At 64.0% G+C, this 20,893-nt stretch carries 18 protein-coding genes and 2 pseudogenes; 11 read left to right on the top strand and 9 right to left on the bottom strand.

The window, feature by feature from the left end; translation table 11 throughout:
• The first annotated feature begins 6 nt into the window (after positions 1-6).
• The 4 genes from RPPS3_RS11430 (at position 7) to RPPS3_RS11415 (ending at position 3,732) form a co-directional block, all read left to right on the top strand.
• Positions 7-978 (top strand): hypothetical protein, encoded by a 972-nt coding sequence (locus tag RPPS3_RS11430; RefSeq protein ID WP_107344176.1) that lies wholly within the window; start codon positions 7-9, stop codon positions 976-978.
• A 188-nt stretch (positions 979-1,166) separates the two neighbouring features.
• On the top strand, positions 1,167-2,969 hold the full coding sequence (locus RPPS3_RS11425) for an NAD(P)/FAD-dependent oxidoreductase (protein ID WP_107344175.1): 1,803 nt from the start codon (positions 1,167-1,169) through the stop codon (positions 2,967-2,969).
• Between the two features lie 108 nt (positions 2,970-3,077).
• On the top strand, positions 3,078-3,356 hold the full coding sequence (locus RPPS3_RS11420) for an AbrB/MazE/SpoVT family DNA-binding domain-containing protein (RefSeq protein WP_107344174.1): 279 nt from the start codon (positions 3,078-3,080) through the stop codon (positions 3,354-3,356).
• Positions 3,343-3,732 carry a type II toxin-antitoxin system VapC family toxin gene (locus RPPS3_RS11415; protein ID WP_107344173.1) on the top strand — a complete coding sequence of 130 codons (390 nt, stop codon included), beginning with the start codon at positions 3,343-3,345 and terminating at the stop codon, positions 3,730-3,732. The genes RPPS3_RS11420 and RPPS3_RS11415 overlap by 14 nt, the downstream gene beginning before the upstream one ends.
• A 15-nt stretch (positions 3,733-3,747) precedes the next feature.
• On the opposite strand, the gene RPPS3_RS11410 is transcribed toward RPPS3_RS11415, so the two are convergent.
• The 3 genes from RPPS3_RS11410 to RPPS3_RS11400 all read right to left on the bottom strand — a co-directional run bounded on the left by RPPS3_RS11410 (position 3,748) and on the right by RPPS3_RS11400 (position 5,671).
• Positions 3,748-4,305 carry a flavin reductase family protein gene (locus tag RPPS3_RS11410; protein WP_107344172.1) on the bottom strand — a complete coding sequence of 186 codons (558 nt, stop codon included), beginning with the start codon at positions 4,303-4,305 and terminating at the stop codon, positions 3,748-3,750.
• 65 nt (positions 4,306-4,370) lie between these two features.
• Positions 4,371-4,769: a hypothetical protein gene (locus RPPS3_RS11405; RefSeq protein WP_234820184.1), complete on the bottom strand. Its 399-nt coding sequence runs from the start codon at positions 4,767-4,769 to the stop codon at positions 4,371-4,373.
• A gap of 257 nt (positions 4,770-5,026) precedes the next feature.
• Positions 5,027-5,671 (bottom strand): glutathione S-transferase family protein, encoded by a 645-nt coding sequence (locus tag RPPS3_RS11400; protein WP_107344170.1) that lies wholly within the window; start codon positions 5,669-5,671, stop codon positions 5,027-5,029.
• A gap of 85 nt (positions 5,672-5,756) precedes the next feature.
• Between RPPS3_RS11400 and RPPS3_RS11395 the strand changes: the two genes are divergently transcribed.
• The gene (locus RPPS3_RS11395) at positions 5,757-6,737 is read left to right on the top strand and encodes a helix-turn-helix transcriptional regulator (protein WP_107344169.1); all 981 of its coding nucleotides are present in this window, start codon (positions 5,757-5,759) and stop codon (positions 6,735-6,737) included.
• A 91-nt stretch (positions 6,738-6,828) separates the two neighbouring features.
• Here RPPS3_RS11395 and RPPS3_RS11390 read toward each other — a convergent pair whose 3' ends face one another.
• Positions 6,829-7,728 carry a LysR family transcriptional regulator gene (locus RPPS3_RS11390; RefSeq protein WP_107346566.1) on the bottom strand — a complete coding sequence of 300 codons (900 nt, stop codon included), beginning with the start codon at positions 7,726-7,728 and terminating at the stop codon, positions 6,829-6,831.
• Positions 7,729-7,838: 110 nt separating this feature from the next.
• On the opposite strand from RPPS3_RS11390, the gene RPPS3_RS11385 reads away from it, so the two are divergent.
• The 6 genes and pseudogenes from RPPS3_RS11385 to RPPS3_RS24755 form a co-directional block, all read left to right on the top strand.
• On the top strand, positions 7,839-8,471 hold the full coding sequence (locus RPPS3_RS11385) for a DsbA family protein (protein WP_107346565.1): 633 nt from the start codon (positions 7,839-7,841) through the stop codon (positions 8,469-8,471).
• Positions 8,472-8,550: 79 nt separating this feature from the next.
• The gene (locus RPPS3_RS11380; RefSeq protein ID WP_199852225.1) at positions 8,551-9,450 is read left to right on the top strand and encodes an MBL fold metallo-hydrolase; all 900 of its coding nucleotides are present in this window, start codon (positions 8,551-8,553) and stop codon (positions 9,448-9,450) included.
• Position 9,451: 1 nt separating this feature from the next.
• A complete protein-coding gene (locus tag RPPS3_RS11375; protein WP_107344167.1) occupies positions 9,452-9,841 on the top strand; it encodes a nuclear transport factor 2 family protein in 390 nt (129 codons plus the stop codon).
• Between the two features lie 420 nt (positions 9,842-10,261).
• On the top strand, positions 10,262-11,458 hold the full coding sequence (gltS, locus tag RPPS3_RS11365) for a sodium/glutamate symporter (RefSeq protein ID WP_107344166.1): 1,197 nt from the start codon (positions 10,262-10,264) through the stop codon (positions 11,456-11,458).
• A gap of 160 nt (positions 11,459-11,618) precedes the next feature.
• Positions 11,619-11,762, top strand: a pseudogene (locus RPPS3_RS24760) (AAA family ATPase); the annotation flags it as partial.
• Positions 11,759-11,935 (top strand): annotated as a pseudogene (locus RPPS3_RS24755) (helix-turn-helix domain-containing protein); the annotation flags it as partial. The pseudogenes RPPS3_RS24760 and RPPS3_RS24755, both read left to right, overlap by 4 nt.
• A 216-nt stretch (positions 11,936-12,151) precedes the next feature.
• Here the strand turns inward: RPPS3_RS24755 and RPPS3_RS11355 are convergent.
• The 5 genes from RPPS3_RS11355 to RPPS3_RS11330 all read right to left on the bottom strand — a co-directional run bounded on the left by RPPS3_RS11355 (position 12,152) and on the right by RPPS3_RS11330 (position 20,833).
• Positions 12,152-14,416 (bottom strand): S8 family serine peptidase, encoded by a 2,265-nt coding sequence (locus tag RPPS3_RS11355; RefSeq protein ID WP_107344164.1) that lies wholly within the window; start codon positions 14,414-14,416, stop codon positions 12,152-12,154.
• Positions 14,409-15,488: an AAA family ATPase gene (locus RPPS3_RS11350; RefSeq protein WP_234820183.1), complete on the bottom strand. Its 1,080-nt coding sequence runs from the start codon at positions 15,486-15,488 to the stop codon at positions 14,409-14,411. The genes RPPS3_RS11355 and RPPS3_RS11350 overlap by 8 nt, the downstream gene beginning before the upstream one ends.
• Before the next feature lie 554 nt (positions 15,489-16,042).
• Positions 16,043-17,035: a nucleotidyltransferase domain-containing protein gene (locus RPPS3_RS11340; protein WP_159060669.1), complete on the bottom strand. Its 993-nt coding sequence runs from the start codon at positions 17,033-17,035 to the stop codon at positions 16,043-16,045.
• 574 nt (positions 17,036-17,609) lie between these two features.
• Entirely contained in the window at positions 17,610-19,232 is a 1,623-nt protein-coding gene (gene guaA, locus RPPS3_RS11335) for a glutamine-hydrolyzing GMP synthase (protein WP_107344161.1), read from the bottom strand.
• 299 nt (positions 19,233-19,531) lie between these two features.
• A complete protein-coding gene (locus RPPS3_RS11330) occupies positions 19,532-20,833 on the bottom strand; it encodes an RsmB/NOP family class I SAM-dependent RNA methyltransferase (RefSeq protein WP_107344160.1) in 1,302 nt (433 codons plus the stop codon).
• Between the last annotated feature and the right edge of the window lie 60 nt (positions 20,834-20,893).

Genomic DNA, 20,893 nt, shown 5'->3' with positions numbered 1-20,893 from the left:
GAAATCATGAGGCAGCAGACGGCTCGATTTGCAGCCGCGATCACCCTGCTGATGACCTTGGGCACGACGGCCGCGCCCGGGCGCGCCGAAGAGACTGCGGTCGATCGGATCGACGCCGCGCTGCAGAACATCACCAGCATCGTCCGGGCCAAAAAGGTCGGCTACGCGACGATCTGGGACGGCAACAAATACATCCAGTGCCGCCGACTGCCGAGCCGCGAGATGCGCTGCGAAGCTGCCGGCCCGACGCTGCAACCCACGTTGAAGCACGTCCTGACGATCGAACGGCAAAATCGGCTTGCAGCGCTCGGCTGGACCACAGATCCCGCTTTCGGCAACTACGCGAAAGTATTTCCGGCCGACGCGCCGACCGGCCAGATCTCTGCAGACATCTTACGCACGCTGACTGATGCCTACGACATCAACCTTCAAGACCTCGAACTGAAAACCGACTGGGTGGTCGACATCCCCTGCCCGCCGCGGAACGGGCCGTCCCAGAATCTCGCCGGCATGGTCAGCGACGCACCGTCGATGCGTTCGACGGCGCTACTCACTTGCTCTTATACGGCGAAGCCGCGGCCGCAGCCCGCCGAAACTGCGGAAGCGCTGATCAAGCTGTACGGTCCGTCGGTCACAGCAGAGATTCAGCGACTGCGGGTGAACGCGGCACATCGGGTCTATGCGGTGTTCGACAGCGGCATCGGCTACATCCAGTGCATGCCGGAAACGCCGCCGGTGGCGCTGTATTGCGAGGCCGCGTCGGCCGAAAGCTGGGCGGCGTTGAGCGCCGTCCTGAATCCGGATCGCATCGCCCGTCTGACGGCCGCCGGCTACAAGGAGCCCGGCCGCGCGCCGAACTACAGCAAGAGCTATCCGCTGACGCTGACGGACGCCGCGATCGCCGCCGAAATCCTCACATTGCTGCACGACGTCTACAACTACACCGGCGCGCCCAAACTCGACGTCAAGACCGAATAGAGCCGCACACACGGGCATTGCAGACGCTGTCGCCATTGCGTGCATCGCAGCAACCGACTGATCACAACTTCACTAGCTGGCTCGCTTCGCTCTCCCCTCGGATCGACGCGATGGTATCATCGCGAAAAAACGACGTCGCATCGCGACGCAACAATGCTGTCAAAACAACAGCCCATGGGAGGACCAGCATGCTCGACACCGCACCGAACGGCAAAGTCACCACGCTCCTCGGACAACTCGACGACGCGCTGAGCGCCGGCGACATCGACCGCGCGGTCGATCTGTTTCAGACCGACTCCTACTGGCGCGACCTGATCGCCTTCACTTGGAACATCAAGACCATGGAAGGCAAGGATCAGGTCCGCGACATGCTGGGCGCGCGGCTCGCCGATACCAAGCCATCGCATTGGCGGATCGCCGACGGCGAATGCGCCGCCGAGACCGACGGCATCGTCGAGTGCTTCATCCAGTTCGACACCGCGCTCGCCCGCGGCGTCGGCCATCTCCGCATCAAGGACGGGCGGATCTGGACGCTGCTCACCACCATGGCCGAACTGAAAGGCTTCGAAGAGCCGCAAGGCTTTCAGCGCCCGATGGGCGTCAAGCACGGCGCCGATCCCAGCCGCAAGACCTGGAAGGAAGAGCGCGACGCCGAGGCCGCCGAGCTCGGCATCACCCGCCAGCCGTATTGCGTGATCATCGGCGGCGGCCAGGGCGGCATCGCGCTCGGCGCGCGGCTGCGCCAGCTCGGCGTGCCGACCATCATCATCGAGAAGAACGAGCGCCCGGGCGACAGCTGGCGCAAGCGCTACAAGTCGCTCTGCCTGCACGACCCGGTGTGGTACGACCACCTGCCCTATCTGCCGTTCCCGCCGAACTGGCCGGTGTTTGCGCCGAAAGACAAGATCGGCGACTGGCTGGAGATGTACACCAAGGTGATGGAGCTGAATTACTGGGGCTCCACCGTCTGCAAGCGCGCCACCTACGATGACGCCACCAAGGAATGGACCGTGGTGGTCGAGCGCGACGGCCAGGAGATCACGCTGAAGCCGAAGCAGCTGGTGCTCGCCACCGGCATGTCGGCCAAGCCGAACATGCCGAAATTCGAGGGCATGGACGTGTTCAAGGGCGATCAGCACCACTCCTCGCAGCATCCCGGACCGGATGCGTGGAAGGGCAAGAAAGCGGTGGTGATCGGCTCCAACAATTCGGCGCACGATATCTGCGCGGCGCTGTGGGAGGCCGGCGCCGACGTCACCATGGTGCAGCGTTCGTCGACCCACATCGTCAAGTCGAACTCGCTGATGGAGCTCGGGCTCGCCGGGCTCTACTCCGAGCAGGCAGTGCAGAACGGCATCACCACCGCCAAGGCCGACCTGATCTTCGCCTCGCTGCCGTATAAGATCCTGCACGAATTCCAGATCCCAATTTACAACGCCATCCGTGAGCGCGACGCCGAATTCTACAAGCGGCTGGAAGCGGCTGGCTTCATGCTCGACTACGGCGACGACGATTCCGGCCTGTTCATGAAGTATCTGCGCCGCGGCTCGGGCTACTACATCGACGTCGGCGCTTCCGAACTGGTCGCCGACGGCCGGATCAAGCTGAAGAGCGGCGTCGACGTTGCGCGCCTGACCGAACATTCGGTCATCCTCAGCGACGGCACCGAGCTGCCGGCCGATCTCGTCGTCTATGCCACCGGCTATGGCTCGATGAACGGCTGGGCCGCCGACCTGATTTCGAAAGAGGTCGCCGACAAGGTCGGCAAAGTCTGGGGCCTCGGCTCCAACACCCGCAAAGACCCCGGCCCGTGGGAAGGCGAGCAGCGCAACATGTGGAAGCCGACCCAACAGGAAGGCTTGTGGTTCCACGGCGGCAATCTGCACCAGTCGCGCCACTACTCGCAGTTCCTGGCGCTGCAGCTCAAGGCGAGGATGGAAGGCCTCCCCACCTCTGTCTACGGCCTGCAACAGGTGCATCACCTGGGCTGAGTGACCACCGCACCCTGGGGAGCGGCTACGGCCACCCTCCGGAATCGCTCTGGCTTGTCGACCGGCGAAGCCCGCCCTATCTTACGTTCGTCTTACAGGGCACGACCAATGGCAGTACCGGCCGACAAGCTGACGACGACAGTCTCGACCAAGGGGCAGGTCATCCTGCCCAAGGCGATCCGGCAGCGCCGGCAGTGGCCGGCCGGCACCCGACTGACCGTCGAAGAGACGCCTGACGGCGTGCTGCTGCGCCCTGCTCCGCTGTTCGCTTCGACCCGGCCGGACCAAGTTTACGCCTCGCTGCGCTTCGACGGGCCGCCGAAGTCGCTGGACGACATGGCCGCCGCGGTTGCCGCGGAAGCACGGCGTCGTCATGCGCGCGATTGATACCAATCTGATCGTCCGGTATCTGACCGGTGATCATCCCATGCAATCCGCCCGAGCCCGCGCCACCATCGATGGGGAGGAAGTCTTCGTCCCCACGACCGTGATGCTCGAGACAGAATGGGTGCTGCGCAGCGCCTACGGGCTCGATGGTTCCGCAGTATGTCACGCGCTCCGCAGCTTCGCCGGATTGCCCAGCGTCACGCTTGAGGACCCAGCGCTGGTCGCCGCCGCCCTCGACCGCGTCGAGGCCGGCATGGATTTCGCCGATGCCCTGCATCTCGGCTGCGCGGAAGCCTGCGATGGCTTCGTCACGTTCGATCAACGCTTAATCCGCGCCGCCAAGGCAGCTGGTCTCACAAACGTTTCGGCGCCCTGACTGGCGCGCCCGCACTCACAGCATCCCCGGACGGAATAGCGATTTCCTGCTGATGGTCTTGCCGGCGACCATGAATACGCCGTCGCCGGTGTAGTGCAGCGTTTGCGGATGTTTCGGCCGGGCTGCGACGTGCGCTTTGACGACTTCGAAGATGAAGAAATTGTATCGGTCGACCAGCGCATCGTCGTGCAGCCGGCATTCGAAGGCGGCGTGGCATTCGGCGATCAGCGGCGCCGTGACCGTCGTCGCCTTCTCCGCCGTCAGCCCGAAATGCGCGAACTTGTCGATCTCGGCGCCCGAGGTGTTGCCGATGCCGACGACGATATCGGTCAGCGCCGTGGTCGGCAGATTGACCACGCATTCGCCGGAGCCGCGGATCATCTCGAACGAGTGGTTGCCGCTCGAGATCATCAGGCCGATCAGCGACGGGGTGAATTCCAGTACGACGTGCCAGCCGAGCGTCATAACGTTGTCCGCGCCGCGCCAATGCGAGCTCACCAACACGATCGGCCCCGGCTCGAGATAGCGGCGCACGCCCGAAACCGGAAAGTCGGATTTGCGTGGATGCATCATCTTCCGCGTCCTGTCGGTCCGTCTGGGCAGCCGCTATCAGTAGCAAATCCCGGAAGAACGACGTCTCACACCGTCATGTTCACGCCGCGGACTTCGCCCTGAAACCGCTGCATGGTTTGCAGCGCGGTTTGCAGGCGGGCGAACAGGTTGGTGTCGTTGGTCTGCAACGCCCGCTCCATGCCGCTGCGCACCGATTGCATGAAATCGACTTTCTGAGTGCCATCGGGCGCCAAGGAGGAGCCGTCGACCGGCATGCTCACTGTCATGCTGACGAAGGTCGAGCTCTCGTCGAAACTCATCTCGCCGCTGGCGATCTTGCTGTTGATCCAGTCGAACAGCTGTTGATGGGTCATCTGGGTGAAGTCGGTCTTCTGCACACCGCCGCTACCCGACTTGGTCGCAGCCGCACTCTCCCCAGATACGGCCACGGCCGATGCGCCTGCGCTGCTGCGCGATGCGGCCACCAGTGAGGCCGCATATGACCCAACCCCAGAAATGTTCATGACGCGCCTTCAAACGTGCTTGGTCGAGCACACTCAAAAGCAACCGACATGCCATCCCGGCGGCGGCCGTTTTCGTCAACCGCCGCAGTGCATTGCGGCGCCAAGCGAGCGGCGCCGCGTGGCCGGATGGCGGCAAGTCTTGCCGCCCGCACGACGATCTTGCCGCCTCACGGCCGCCACTGGCGCTCGTCAATCGACCCGCCGACAGCGCGAGCCGTTCAACCACCGACCTTGGCAGCGTGCTCCGCCGCCATCGCGGCATCGGCCTGATCGACCTGCTGGAACGCCGGTCGCGCGGTGACCCGTTCGGTATAGCGCACGAACGCGTCTCTCTTCGGCACCAAGCCGAAACTCAGCGTCCAGTTGAGTGCAATCCCCCACAGCACGTCCGCGGCGGTGAAGCGGTCGCCGAGCAGATACGGTCCGGTCGCAAGCTGTGCTTCGAGCGCGCCGAGCATCGTATCGAAGTCGGCATAGGGCGACATCTCCGCCGGCCCGGAGTCGCGTTGCATGAACCTGTCGACCACCGCCGGCTCGAACGATGAACCGTAGTAAGCGATCCAGCGCAAGTAAGGACCGCGCAGCGGATCATTCAGCGCCGGCGCGAGGCCGCCCGGCGAGAACAAATCGGCCAGGTAGATCGTGATCGCGACCTGCTCGGTCACCAGCGCATCGCCATGACGAATGGCCGGCACTTTGCCGAGCGGATTGATGGCGAGATACGCCGGCTGGCGCTGCTCGCCGGCCTTCATGTTGAGGACGTGGAGATCGTACGGCGCTCCCATTTCTTCGAGCAGCACGCGCATGCCGGTGGCGCGGGTTTGCGGCGAATAGAACAGGGTGACGCGGTTCGGGCTGGTCATCGGGGGTTTCCCTCGGCTGGACGGCGATGACACCTGCTTACAGCCCCATACCTGACATCCTCTGTCAGGTATGGTTGAATGAAACATGCGCGCGAGCCGGATGCTGTCGATCCTCACCACTCTGCAGGCCAAGGGCCGCGTCACCGCACCGGAGCTGGCCGAGGCCTGCGAGGTGTCGGTGCGCACGATCTATCGCGACATCGACGAGCTCTCCGCGTCCGGCGTGCCGGTCTATGCCGATCGCGGCGCGGACGGCGGCTATCGGCTGCTCGACGGCTATCGCGTGCGGTTGAACGGGCTGTCGCAGAGCGAAGCCGGCGCGCTGTTCCTCACCGGCCTGCCCGGCCCCGCCGCCGCGCTCGGTCTCGATGCGGCGATGATCGCCGCGCAGAACAAGCTGATGGCCGCACTGCCGGCGAATGTGCGCGAAGACGCCGGACGGATGCAGGAGCGCTTTCACCTCGACGCACCCGGCTGGTTCGGCGAGGCCGAACAGCCGAAGCACTTACGCGCCGTTGCCGCCGCGGTGCTGCGCGGCACGCTGATCAAGATCCGCTACGAAAGCTGGCGCGGCCAGAAGCGCCGTCGCGTCGCCCCGCTCGGCCTCGTGCTGAAGGGAGGCAGCTGGTATCTCGCCGGACAGGTCGACGGCAGCGTCCGAACCTACCGGATCGCGCGCGTGCTCGACTGCACGCCGCTCGACGACCGCTTCACGCGACCGGCCGATTTCGATCTCGCCGCCTACTGGCAAAGCGCGACGCTGAGGATGGAAGCCGAGCTGCATCCCAACGTCGCGGTCGTCCGATTATCACCGTTCGGCGTCACGCTGCTCGACGCGCTGAGCCAGCCTTATGTCCGATCGCGCACCGAGCTCGACGCCATCGCCGACGCCGACGGCTGGCGCATCGCCAGGATCCCGATCGGCAAAACCTCCTGGCACGCGGCATCCGAACTGCTGCGGCTCGGGCCGGAGGCCGAAGTGCTGGAGCCGGCGGAGCTCCGCGCAACGATCGCCGAGATGACGCGGGCGATGGCGAAGCGATACGACACATCAATCTCTTCGTAGGCAGCAGTGAGTCCGGAAAAGACGACACCCCCGGAAGTCATCTATCCGGCGCGACATGTGCGTCTGATCAATACGCTTTCACGGAGCGGCCTCATGCGCCGTCGGCCCTGACCATGGCGGACAGCAGATCGACGAACGCTGTGACCTTGGGCGGACGAAACCGGGCGGCGGGATAGACCACATGGATCCCGCCCGATGGCAGCGACCAGTCCGGCAACAGCTCGACGAGCGCACCATTCTCCAGGGACTCGACGACCAAAAAATCCGGCAGCACCGCAAGCCCGCCACCGGCGATTGTCGCCGCCAGCACGGCCGGCGTGGTGTTGATGGTCATCGCCGATCGCATGCGGATGGTGCGGCGATCGACGTCGCCGCGCGAGAACTGCAACACCAGCGGCTCCCGCAACGCGCCGTTGGCGATGAACGGTTGCGGGGCGAGATCTTCAGGCACCTTGGCGGTGATCGTGCGCGCAAAGTCCGGCGCGGCGACAAGTAACTGCCGGAACGTGCCGATCCGGCGCGCCTGCTGGCTGGAATCATCGAGCCACCCGACGCGGATCGAAACGTCGATGTGATGGGTGATCAGGTCGATCCTGGCATCGGACAACACGAGATCGACCGTACAGGCCGGATAGGTCCGGCAGAATGTCGCCACCACGGGCGCAATCATCGACGTGCCGAAGTCGTTCGGTGCCGCCACCCGCAATGTCCCGATCGGGCTCGCAGTGACTTCGGCGACCTCTCCGAACGCATCCTCCGCGTCGCGCAAAATCATGACGGCCCGCGCATGCAGCAGCCGGCCCGCTTCGGTGGGCTCGACCCGGCGGGTCGTTCGCAGCAGGAGGCTGGTCCGCAGGTCAGCCTCCAGCCGGGCCACCTGCTGGCTGACGACGGTTTTGGTGATCCCGAGCCGTTCGGCGGCGCGGGTGAACGATCCCGCGTCGACCACCGCGACGAAGTAAGCGAGCCGGTTGAGATTGATCGCCTCCAGGTCCGCCTCCGTCATTGTCAGCCAAAAACATACAGTATGGATATTTCATCGCAATTATCAACCAAATCCCGATGACCTACTTTTGGCGGCAGACAACACAGGACACGGATATGCGGATCACCTATCTCTTCGATCCTCTGTGCGGCTGGTGCTATGGCGCTGGCCCCACGCTGGAGAAGCTGTCCCGGCTCGATGGTGCGACGCTCGACCTGGCGCCGACGGGCCTGTTTGCGGGCGAAGGGTCGCGGCCGATCGACCAGCGGTTTGCGGACTATGCCTGGCAGAATGATCAGCGCATTGCCCAGCTGACCGGGCAGATCTTTTCCGACCTCTATCGCGAGCGTGTGCTCGGTGCGGTGGGCAGCCGGTTCGACTCCGGGCCGGCCACCCTTGGGCTGGTCGCCGTCGGCCTCAGCGAGCCGGCGCGTGAACTCGACGCGCTGAAAAGCCTGCAGAACGCCCGCTATCGCGACGGCCGCGACAATTCCGACCTCGGCACCGTCGCCGAAACGCTGACGGCGGCCGGTTTCGTCGAGGCCGCCCGGCGGGTTCAGGTGCCTGACGAGCCGCTTCTCGCCGCCTATCAGAGCCGGATCGCAGCCGCGCGAGCCGACATGGCGCGCTTCGGCGTCCAGGGCGTGCCCGGCATTCTGCTCGGCTCCGGCGACCGCCGCCGCAAGATCGATAGCAGCCTTCTGTATGGGGATTTTGATCTGCTCGTCGCTGAACTTCGGCTGGCCTGATCGAACACTGCCCCCTTCCCCGACCATTCCCTCCGCACCACGCGCCGCGTCTCGGCGGCCGCAACAACAAGAGACAGCCATGTATTCAAGGAGAGACCTCATGAAGACGACCGTCGCTGCAGGCGCCGCCTTGGCCTTCGCGCCGGCGGGCGTCGGGCATGCAGCCGGATCGGCTTTGACTTGGAAACACTTTCCGGCAGGCCCGAACGGCTTCTTCCGCGCGCCGGTGCTCCTCACCGGCCGGACCGAAGCGCTCCTGATCGACGGCGGCTTCACCTATGCGGACGGCCGCGCACTGGTCGAGGCGATCAAGGCGACCGGCAAGCCGCTGACCACCATCTATGTCAGTCAGTCTGATCCGGACTATTATTTCAGCCTGAAGCCGGTGCGCGAGGCTTTCCCGGCCGCCAAGGTGATCGCGGCCTCCGACACGATCGCCGCCATCAAGGGCAACGTCGAAAAGAAGCTCGCCGTCTGGGGCCCGCAATTGAAGGAGAACGGCCCGCAAGCATTGACCGACATCGTGCTGCCTCAAGCTTTCGATGGCCAGGCGCTGGCGATCGATGGGGAGACGGTCGAGATCGTCAACGCCATCGGCCTCGCCAACCGGCGCTATCTCCACGTTCCCACGCTGGGCGCGGTGTTCGGCGGCGTACTGATTTTCTCCGGCGTCCATGTCTGGACCGCCGACACGCCGACCAAGGAGGCGCGGGCCGCATGGGTGGCAAACCTCGACAGGATCGCCGCATTGAAGCCGTCGATCGTCGTGCCTGGCCACCTCGATCCGAAGGCGGCGGCCGATCTGAGTGCCGTCGCGCACACCAAGGCCTATCTCCTCGCCTTCGACGAGGAATTGAGCAAGGCGGCCGACGCCGCCGCGCTGAAGGCCGCAATGGAGAGACGCTTCCCCGGCCTTGGTATGGGCGTCGCGCTGGATATCGGCTCCAAAGTGGCCAAGGGCGAAATGAAGTGGGGTTGAAATGACAAGTCATCTCGACCTCATCCGGAGGACCTATGAAGGATCCTCCGAAGAGAACGGCCGCAATCTATTGGCCGTCCTTCATCCCGACGTGGAGTGGACAGAGGCGGAAGGCTTCCCGTATGCCGGCACGTATGTCGGAGTCGACGCATTGATGGCGGGCGTATTCGCCCGCTTGGCCAGCGAGTGGATCGGCTATCGCGCCGAGGTCCACACCTACCTCGCCGATGGCGACCGCGTCGCCGCCTTCGGCGTGTACTCCGGCACGTACAAAGCCACCGGCAAAACGATGCGCGCCGCCTTCGCGCATCTTTATGAGATTCAGGACGGCAAAATCCGGCGCATGACTCAATATGTCGACACCGTCATGGTGGCAAAGGCGCTGTCCTGAGTCAGCGTCTATGGCGGCCAACGAACACGTCGGGGCAGCCCGAGCTCGCGGCCGCGCAACGCGCTGCCGTGGCGTGATCTCGCCGCGCTTCTGCGCCGCGCGATCGGAAACGCGATCGCCGATCATGCCGCGGCGGCCACTCGCGATCGCCGGATCTTCTTCGACCGCGGGCCTGGTCGATGCGGCAACGATCGCATCGTGCCACCAAATTGACAGTCGATGAGGCTGGCTGCATAAAACGGGCCAGTCACTAGGTGACGATCTGCCGGAAGGTCATATGCGCGCATGGCGCTGTCCCGCGCCGCACCTCCCGATGACTGCCAACCGCGCGCATTGAGCGAGCAGCCCTTTGAAGATCCTGTCCGCCGTGATGGCAAAACCGCTGTCACGGCCTGGTCATCCATTGGAATCCGGACACCTATGGAAATCGATGCCTTCTATACGTTCACGATCGCCGTCATCCTGCTTCTGACCGGCAAGATCGCGACACTGAACGCGCCGCTGCTGCGCAAATACTCCATTCCCGAGCCGGTTATCGGCGGCTTCCTCTGCACAGCGGTGGTTGCCCTGAGCTACACGCTTTTCGATCGGCCGGTCACCTTCGATCTCGCGATGCGCGACTTTCTGCTTCTGTTGTTTTTCGCGGGCATCGGACTGAAGGCCGAGGTCAAGATGCTTCTGGCCGGCGGCCGGCCGCTGGTCATCCTGCTGTCGCTCGCTATCGTCCTCATGCTGATCCAGAACTTCGCCGGCATGGGCATGGCTTCGCTGTTCGGACTCGAAGCCAAGGCCGGACTGATGGTGGGCTCGATCTCGCTGACCGGCGGCATCGGCACGACGCTCGCCTGGGCACCGACATTCACCGAGCGGCTCGGCATCAGCAACGCCATGGAATTGGGTGTTGCTGCCAACACGGTCGGGTTGATCGCGGCCTGCATGATCGGCGGCCCGGTGGCCGCCTTCCTGATGAAGCGTCACAGGGTCGCCCCCACCCAAGACCCCGAACTCGCCTTCGGCGTTTCCAATGACGGCCGTCAGCCGAAGCTCGACTACTTCTGCATCCTTTGGGCCGTGCTGGCTTTGAACCTCGCCATCATCCTCGGGCTCGGCATTCATGATGCGCTGACACGCACCGGCCTGAACCTGCCCGCCTTCGTGAGCTGCCTGATGGCCGGAATCCTGATCCGCAACCTCATGCCCATCGCCGTGAGCTCGCGCGTCCAGAAGCTTTGGCCCGGCGTGGACGACGGGCTGGCGCTCGTCTCCGATCTCGCCCTCGGCCTGTTCCTGACCATGGCGTTGATGGGGCTTCAGCTCTGGCAACTCAACGGCGTCTTCAGCTTCGTCGCCTCGGCCCTTGTCGTGCAGATCATCCTGGCGGTCATCTTCACCATATCGATCGTGTTCCGCTTCATGGGGAAGGACTACGAGGCTGTGGTGATCTCGGCGGGCTTCGGCGGAATAGCGCTGGGCTCGACAGCCACCGCCATTGCCAACATGACAGCGGTCACCCAGCAATACGGCGCCGCCCACCGCGCCTTCATCGTCGTGCCTCTGGTGTGCGGCTTCTTCATCGACATCGTCAACGCCCTGATCATCTCCGCCTTTGTCGGTTGAGAGAGCGGGGAATCATGCTTCGGTCATGCTTCGTGGATCTTTCGGCGACGATCCCTCCGCAGTCCGAAAGCGCAGCCGATCTCCTTCGGTCGATGCGAGACGGCGTTCCCTGCTGACGATTGACCTCAACATGCCTCTGATCGTCGGGGCGCCGAGGTAAAGCGCACTGCCGTGGCGCGAGCTCGCCGCGTTCCTGCGACTCGCGATGGCGAACGCGGACCATGCGGCGACGTCGAACACGGGCAGGAGGTCCATCGACCGCGGTCTGGTCGATGCGGCAGCGGCGCTGCAGACCCTGACCGGCTCCACGAGGCGAGGCTCATAAGCGCACGCCAGGAACGGTCGATAGCCGAGATCGCCGCGAGTGTCGGTTACGCAAGTCCGGCTGAGTTCAGCCGAGACTTCAAAAGGCGTTTCAAGCGCATGGCGTCGCAGGAAGCCGAATGGGTTGGCCAACACCTCGGCGAACCCATTTAGCGAGACGGAGCTGGAACGATATCAACGCAGCGTGCCTTGTCGGATAGCCTGCCGGATTAAGGACGATCCAAGCATTCACCATCGGATGCGAAGTGGCCGCCGCTGTGAGGGCGGTAATCGCGATCTCGACGGATTCGACGCGGCCGTCACGCTTGTCGATTCACTTGTGGTCCGAGGCGCGACGATAGACATCTTTGTTACTACTCCTGCTCGGAATCAAAGACCCCGATTGTCAACATCAATGTCGGCTTCGATAACCGCGGATTCGACAAAGGCGCCAAGCTGGTCGCGCAGTTCGTTGTAAACATCGTCATTCTCGTTGCCCGTGCCGAGCGAGAGGACGAACACGGTTTCCATTCCGGGGACTTCGTCGGCTCCAGTATAGCCATAGAGAAAGAGATCGCGCGCGTAGACTCGGGCATAGATGCGCAATGCGTCGCCGTCGAATCCGATGCTTTGGAAGTTGTTGCGATGATGGCGGATCGGACTCCATTTATGGTCGATTGCCCTCGCCTCCTGTTCCGTGATCTTCTCCGTTTCGAGGGACCCGAGGAGGTTGTGGAATTTCGGAGTCCCTTTTTTGGTGTAGCCGCGCTGATACTGAAGCGCGGTAGCGAGACGAACGCTGAAATAGTTGGGGCCGGCGTAATCCGTCACCATCGGGTGTGGGTTGAGAATCGCCGTAAGTGTACCGGCCCCTCGGAGCTTACCTATTTTCCGGAGGGATTGCGGAATGGGTAGCTCCCAATGAAAGGCTGCACCGGGCCGCAAGGACGCAGTCCATTGGAGAGTCACGAAGCCGGGCCGGCATTCCCAGGGCATAGTCTCAGCCATGGGGGTGCCGAACCCCAGCGACGGATCGAATATCTCTCCGTCAGAATTGTGTAGCAGAAGCGCCTTCACCAAGTCTGGCGACGGCTCGCGGACGCGCTGCATAGTATGCGCTGCCAAGGGCGAGGTCAGTGCCGTCGAAAAGCTTGATCCCGAAATCACAGTGCCGCCGAGGGCGCGCACATGGGAAAAATGTGAAAGGTCCGGCTTCAACATGTTCGCTGGCCCTGGCCCGGAGAGGCTAACCGGGCATTCGCCTGCCGGCGCACCGTTGTCACCATGCAGGCGGCCACCGACCGTCACGGCGGCCTCGCAATCCGCCGGAGGCTTTAAGCGAGCGCCGGGTTTGTTGCCGATTGAGATCACCGGCAACACTCGATGCTTGCGGGCCAAGAGGGCAATGTCATGCCCGAGTGGGCTGACAGAATCTAGCGCGCATGGCTCCGGCTGGTTGAGGGAGAAATTCCATACGCCCGTGCCAGGGTTCGCCGCCATGACACCATCGAGGTAGGCGATGAAATCCTGAGGATCAACGAAGGCGCGTGCACCCTTCCGCGCGACCGCCTGCACCGTCCCAACTTGGCAGTAGAGCGGCGGCAGAGTGAGATTGTTGTTCCAGTCGTGGCCCTGGACAATGAGCGAGGTGACGCGATTGCCGTGGGGCGCGTCGGCAACCCCATCGCGAATGAGCGGCGGCGCGCGCCAGGCCTCTGCCGCGCGGTAGGAAGCGGCTGTCATGCCGCCGTCAACCACCCCCACGATTGGAAACGCCGCCATCTGGGACGGCAGAGGGCGGTCGGGTTCCCGCCCCTGGCCCGGCGAGGTGGAGTTGATCGGCTGCACCGGCTCAATCCGGAAGACAGTACCGGAGGCGACGAGCTGCCGAAGAGCATCTCGCGTCGGAACGATGACAGTGGTGCGCGACCGCCGTCGCAGACGGTATTCGCGCACGGCCATATTGATCCGGTCCCCGCCCGCCGCCGCGCGCAGGCTGTGGCGCAGGGCCGCTGGCACGTCGGCATCAAGTTCGCCCACGACGGAATCCAGCAGAGGCGGCAGCGGCGCGATCACCCCGTCCCGTAAGGCCGCGAAAGTCTCAATCAACTCTTCCGCCGCCTCCCGGCCGCGCAGCGGCATCAGCCAGATGACGAAGGCGCGGCCGTCTTTTGATTGAGGCGCGGCTTCCCAGGCGGCATCGAGAGAACCGGCAGCATCCTCTTCGGCGAAGAGGCGCACCGATTCCACGCGTGAAATATCCACTTGGTCCTTGGCGAGGCTGGTGAGCTGTACGAGCCGCGCGTAGGTGGGGAGCTCGTCCGCCGCTATCTCTACGAGATAACCGGTGCGCCAGGGCGCGATCAGTCGGGCGTCACGCATCGCCTGAAACAGGTCGGAAGGAGTCCAGGTGGGCGCAAGGGAGTCGTCGAACATGGCGGCGTAGAGAACGACTCGGCCATCGAAACGCGGCCGCCGTACCGCCTCTGTCGCGAGGCCTGCAAATTGCGCGGCAAGCGCCTGCCGCTGTCGGTCTAGCCGCTCGACCTTTATACCACCCGCGCTCTTGCCGCCGCCGCTGATCCCTTCGGGCCTTGGGTCTTTTGTGAAACGCAGGACCGGATTCAACAGCGGACGGCGTGGGGTATCAGCCATCGTTGGTTTCCTTCAGATAGCGGTGAACCATCTGACGGCTCACGCCGACGATTCTGGCGATGTCGGCTTGGCTGATCCTGCCCTTGTCGTGCAGCAGCACGGTCAGCGCTTTCTTCTCTGCCGTATCCATTTCGCGATCATCGAGCAGTCGAGGACTGCCGGCGCGGGACGCACCGACAGCGGTCAGAATTTGTGCCAGGCTCGGCTCCCGATTGCCGAGGATGGAGCGCCGCCGCGCGGCGAGCGCGATATTCTCAATATCGGCCCCGTTTAGCCCGTCCGAGGCGCGAGCCAGCAGCCGCGCCTCGTCCTTATGCGCTTCCCCCCCCTGAAACAGGAAGTGCAGCCAGAGGCTGCTACGCACCTCCTCGTCGGGCAGCCCCAACTCGACCTTGTAGGGGAAGCGCCTCCAGATGGCGGGATCGAGAAGATGTGGATGGTTAGTGGCGCCAATCGTCACTACGTCGTCGGTGAGCGAGTCCAGCCCCTGGAGCACGGTGTTGACGACCCGCTTCAACTCCCCCAACTCGTGCCGGTCGTCGCGCAGCTTTGCAATGGCATCCATTTCGTCGAGAAACAGCACCGCATTGCGCGCAGGAACGAACTCAAAAATGCCCCGGATGTTCTTGGCAGTCTCGCCGAGACGCGAAGAGATCAGCGAGTCGAGCCGGGCGATGTAGAAGGGGCGCTTGAGGATGGCCGCAATATGGCCCGCCAGCAGGGTTTTCCCCGTGCCGGGTGGGCCGTAGACCAGCAGCCCCAGCCGGGCGGAAACCCCCTTCTCCGCTAGAAGGCCGATGTGGCGCGCGTCCTCAATGAATTGCGAAATCGTATGCCCTGCCTCACCGGCGAGCATGATCGGCGTCATCGGCCACTGGCCTTCCTCGACGAGCGGGAGACGCGACCCCGCGTCCCGCGGCAACGCCTCCGCATATCCCGAGGCCTGCAAGGGAACGCCCCGCTTACGGAGAAGGCTTTGGAGCGCCTTAGCGCCCTCAAGATCGTTCTGTTCGGCCAGACGCTTGGCGATCTGACCGCCAATCCGACGAACACCCGTGTAGTCTGCCGACATGGCGGACTCGACAAGCGCAGTTATGAGCGTTTTGTCAACTTCCATGCCTCGTCTGATACGTCCACACGACAACAATGTCAACCTGAAACGCAAAAATGTAAACAAACGTCACCAAAAATCTGAACTAAGAGCCGCCCCACGCAACGCAACACCGGCAAGCGCCGCCCCCCCCCCAACCTAAGCAACATTCATCCCGTAGCACTGCGAGCCTGATCGTCTACGACATGGAGGTCAGAGGCTAATTCCCAAGCCGCTTCTATCTCACGCCGCGAAGCGTGGTGTGGGATCTCGGCGAGGTGGAGGCTTGCCTGAGACAGCGCCGAGCGGACAGTGATGCCGACCGCGTCAGGAAGGCACCCTCGTCTGACGTCCGCTTGCACAAGACGCGCTCAGAGAAGGAAAGTTGAGGTTATCCGGCCTTGGCTGTCAAAGTGCGGATGCTGCCATGAGGCTCATGCGTTCCAAAAGGGGCGACCTGACCTCATCTAAGCTACACTGCGAAAATCTTACCAAGGAAATTGTGAGTAACCGCCATCAAATTGGTAACGTCTTAACTAATCCGGAATTTTTACGAGGTGCGTTATAACGCTAGGGCGAGTGTGGAGGAACGTGTAGTCGTTCTCGATCTGAAGAGCGTCGAAACTCGCGGCCTCCCTGTAGAAGATTAGCATCAGCAGGCAGCGGATGTTGCCGTTGCGGCGGTAGAAATGAGAGAGCCCTGCGAGGTCCTTCAGCACCTCTCGCTTCTTGGCCTCGGATTCGACGTGCTTGAATTCGACAATAATCCGTCCGTCCGCTAGAGCGAAATCGGCCTTCTTGTCCTGGTTTTGATAGTGAATGACGAAGGGTTCTTTCTCAAGCCCGGGCAACCATGGCTTCGCAACCGTCCAGAACAGGTTCTGGCAGTCGTACTCGTCTTTGATGTTAACGGTCCAACCGGCTCTCGCCTGACCATTGCCACCGAGGTCAGACTTTCGCATGACCATGCGCTTCGCGACCTCGGTGATCTGGGCGACAACCTTGTCAACCGTCTCGCCCATAAACGGCCGGACCGGTAGATGCTCGTCCTCGGTGCGCTTCAGAACCGCCTGCCAGCTTTCCTCGAAATAGGCCGAGTCCGGCAGGCTGCTGGCGGGGAACTTGCCGTATCTGGTGGTCTCAAAAACCCACTTGGCTTCGATGCTAAACTCAAAATCCGTAAACTCAGCAGTTTTTGACCACAGAAGGATCGCATCGAGCTTCTTGACTAGGTCGTCGAACGTGGGGGCCCCAACAGAGCTGTCATTGGAGCAACTGATCGCACGTCCGCCGATGGCTAGGAAGAAATCGATGGGAGGGCACTCCTCCATTGAATAGTCCCTCAGCGCCGAGCTCGGAACCCTGCCGGCATCGGATACGCGAACAAGAAGATCGCAATCTGACCGGAGGCTACCGGTCTTGTAGGCGCGGGAGCCGAACAGGTAGATCTCTGTAATGTCGGGAAATCGTTTTAGGACTTCCGTCAGGTGAGCCTTCAGGTTGTGTTTCTGTGGGCTTCGGACGTTCATTCGTCGCGTTTCCTCTTGCGCCTGCGTACTAGTGGGAGGCCGGGTTGTTGCCACCTCCCACCAGTCGCGACTGACATCGCGTTCACTCTTGGGGTCAGGGCTTGCTATCATCCGCCGGGTCGACATTCCACCATTCGTCAGTACCGCGAACGGGCCGGCCCATAACCTTCCGCCAGACCTTTTGCCTCTGGGATAGCAAGATCGTGCTCGAAAACGTCGGACGTTCACCGTTGCGTTTTTGCGAAGGGTCAGGCCAGCTTCTTACAGAAACAGATTGAGCGAGATCGAGTGATGAGGATGGAAGGGTGAATGTCCGGTCTTGGGTCCGGGAAATTTTGCCGAGGCGTCCGAAATGGCGGCGTAGAACAGACCCGCCTTTTTGCTCGCTATTCTACGCCAGAGCACTCCCACCCATCAAAGCTGCTTTACATCGCTCGCAGGATGCGCGCAGATCGGTTCGGCGAGAGCGGACAGAGTAGGAAAACGGCTCTATGGGGCTGAAAGACGGACGAGAGCGGCAACTAAGCGAAGGCGAAAATCGCCGCCGAAACTACGCTATTGCCGCCGATTACCCTCACTCCCACTCGATCGTCCCCGGCGGCTTGCTCGTGATGTCGTACACCACGCGATTCACCCCCTTGACCTCGTTGATGATCCGCGTCGCGGTGGCGCCGAGGAAGGACATTTCGAACTGATAGAAGTCGGCGGTCATGCCGTCGGTGGACGTCACGGCGCGCAGGCCGACGACGTACTCATAGGTGCGGCCGTCGCCCATCACGCCGACGGTGCGGACCGGGAGCAGAACGGCGAACGCCTGCCAGATGTCGTCGTAAAGGCCGGCCTTGCGGATCTGGTCGATATACACCGCGTCCGCGTTGCGCAGGATTTCGAGCTTCTCTTCGGTGATCTCGCCGGGGCAGCGGATCGCGAGGCCTGGGCCCGGGAACGGATGGCGGCCGACGAACACGTCGGGCAGCCCGAGCTCGCGGCCGAGCGCGCGGACTTCGTCCTTGAACAGTTCGCGCAAGGGCTCGACCAGCTTCATGTTCATGCGTGCGGGCAAGCCGCCGACGTTGTGATGCGACTTGATCGTCACCGACGGGCCACCGGTGAACGACACGCTCTCGATCACGTCCGGGTACAGCGTGCCCTGCGCCAGGAAATCGGCGCCGCCGACGCGTCTAGCCTCGGCTTCGAACACGTCGATGAACAGTTTGCCGATGGTCTTGCGCTTCTGCTCCGGATCGGTGACGCCCTTCAGCGCGCCGAGGAAGGTCTCCGACGCATCCACGTGCACCAGCGGGATGTTGTAGTGGTGGCGGAACAGGTCGACGACGGTCTTGCCCTCGTCCTTGCGCAGCAGGCCATGGTCGACGAACACGCAAGTGAGCTGATCGCCGATCGCCTCATGGATCAGCACCGCCGCCACCGCGCTATCGACGCCGCCGGACAGGCCGCAGATCACCTTGCCGCTGCCGACCTGGGTGCGGATCTTCTCGATCGCTTCCTCGCGGAACGCGCGCATCGTCCAGTCGCCGGTGAGGCCTGCGACCTTGCGGACGAAGTTGCGCAGCAGTTTCGCGCCGTCCGGCGTATGCACCACTTCGGGGTGGAACTGCATCGCGTAGAATTTGCGGGTGTCGTCGGCGATCACCGAGATCGGCGAACCCGGCGCCTGCGCCACCGCGCGGAAGCCGTCGGGCAGCTTGGTGACGCGGTCGCCATGGCTCATCCAGACGTCGTATTTGCCGCCCTTCTGCCAGACGCCGTCGAACAGCGCGCAGTCATCGGTGATCTCGATCTGGGCGCGGCCGAATTCGCGGTGGTGGCCGCCCTCGACGGTGCCGCCGAGCTGCTTGGCCAGCGTCTGTTCGCCGTAGCAGATGCCGAGCACCGGCACGCCGGCTTCCAGGATCGCCATCGGGGCGCTGGGGGCGTTGTCGTCCAGCACCGAGGCCGGGCCGCCGGACAGGATCACGGCTTTCGGCTTCATCTCGGCGAAGGCGGCCTCCGCCTTCTGGAACGGCACGATCTCGGAATACACGCCCTCCTCGCGGACGCGGCGGGCGATCAGCTGGGTGACCTGCGAACCGAAGTCGACGATCAGGATCTTCTCGTGGATCGCAGCGACGTGCGGCGAGGTGTCGGCGCCAGAGGGGACGACGGACGAAGCGGAGGATGTGCTGGGGGCTGTCATGGGCAGCAGATACGCGACCGCAGCCCGGCTCGCAACGGGGAAAAACGGCGATGGGGATAGCGAACGGGCGCAGGCGGTCCCTCACCTCGTGTCCGCGCTGTGGTCACCTCTCCCCGCGCGCGGGGAGAGGTCGGAAGTCACGCGCCACGGGATTTCCGGGTGAGGGGGCGCCTCCGCGGAGCCGAAACTCAGTGCTTGGGTCGCCCTCACCCCAGCCCTCTCCCGCGCGCGGGAGAGGGAGCGCGCCGTGCTTGGGGCGGTCCTGTACCTAAAAACGAAAGCGCTGCGCCCTGCCCGGTTCAGGCTTTGCGCTTCAGCACGCTGACGAAAAACCCGTCGGTGCCAGTGCGGCGCGGGGTCATCAGCAGGCCTTCGGGCGAGGTCCAGGCGGCGGCCAGGAACAGCTCGGTCTTGTCCCACAGCGCAGCCGCAACCTCGGCCGGCGGCACCACGGCGAACTCCGGATGGGCGGCGGTGAAGGCCTGGATCTGGCCGGTATTTTCGGGCGCCAGCACCGAGCAGGTGACATAGGCGATCCGCCCGCCCGGCTTCACCAGGCGCGCGGCGCGCGCCAGCACCTCGGCCTGATCCTTGAGCCGGATCTCCAGCGCGCCGGGGCGCATCCGCCATTTGGCGTCCGGGTTGCGGCGCCAGGTGCCGGTGCCGGTGCACGGCGCGTCGACCAGCACCAGATCGGCGCTGCCCTTGATGTCGGCCAGCGGATCGGCATCGCCCTTCGGCGCCCTCACCTCGGCGTTGTGGACGCCGGCGCGCGACAGCCGCTCGTGGATCGGGGCGAGCTGGCGCTTGTCGGCGTCGGTGGCGATCAGCCGGCCCTTGCCCTGCATCATCGCCGCCAGCGCCAGGGTCTTGCCGCCCGCCCCGGCGCACAGGTCGATCACCTGCTCGCCGGGCTTGGCTGCCGAAAACAGCGCCGCGAGTTGCGAGCCCTCGTCCTGGACCTCGACCGCGCCCTTGATGAAATCCGGCTCGGCTTGCACCCCGGGATTGCGGGCGTCGGCCGGTAATTCGATCCGCAGCCCCCAGGGCGACCACGGCGCCGGCTTGGCGCGCAGATGCGCCAGCGAGGCCAGCACCTTGTCGCGCGAGGCTTTCAGGGTATTGACGCGCAGGTCGAGCGGCGCCCGGCTGGCCATCGCGGCCGCCTCGGCGACGCGGGCCTCACCGAACATCTCGGCAAGCGCTCCGTCGAGCCATTCCGGGTAGTCGCCGGCGATGTGCGGCGGCGCGCCGTCCAGCGTCCGCGTCGACAGCGTGGCGTGTTCGGCGTCGCTCAGCGGCTCCGGCGCGAACCGGCTACCGTCGCACAGCGCCGCGATCGCCTCTGCCGTCATGCCGCGCTCCAGCTTCAGCATGCCCAGCACCCGCGCCCGGGCGGTATCGGAATCCATGATGAACGCGCTCGACGCCCGTCGGCGCAACACGTCCCACACCAGCCCGGCGATCGCAGATCGGTCACCGGAGCCGGCATAGCGATGCGCGGTGCCCCATTCCTTCAGCGCCTTGGCCGCGGGAATGCGCTGGCTGTCGATGGTTGCAATCAGGTCGATGGCTGCGGACAGCCGTGCGGCGGGGGTCATGCGGAGCTTTCAATCAGGGTCAGGGCGCGCAACGCGCCGAGCGGCGTCACAACAGGACGA

The sequence above is a fragment of the Rhodopseudomonas palustris genome (genome assembly GCF_003031265.1).
GTDB lineage: Bacteria > Pseudomonadota > Alphaproteobacteria > Rhizobiales > Xanthobacteraceae > Rhodopseudomonas > Rhodopseudomonas palustris_H.
This window is presented reverse-complemented; position numbering and strand designations above follow the sequence as displayed.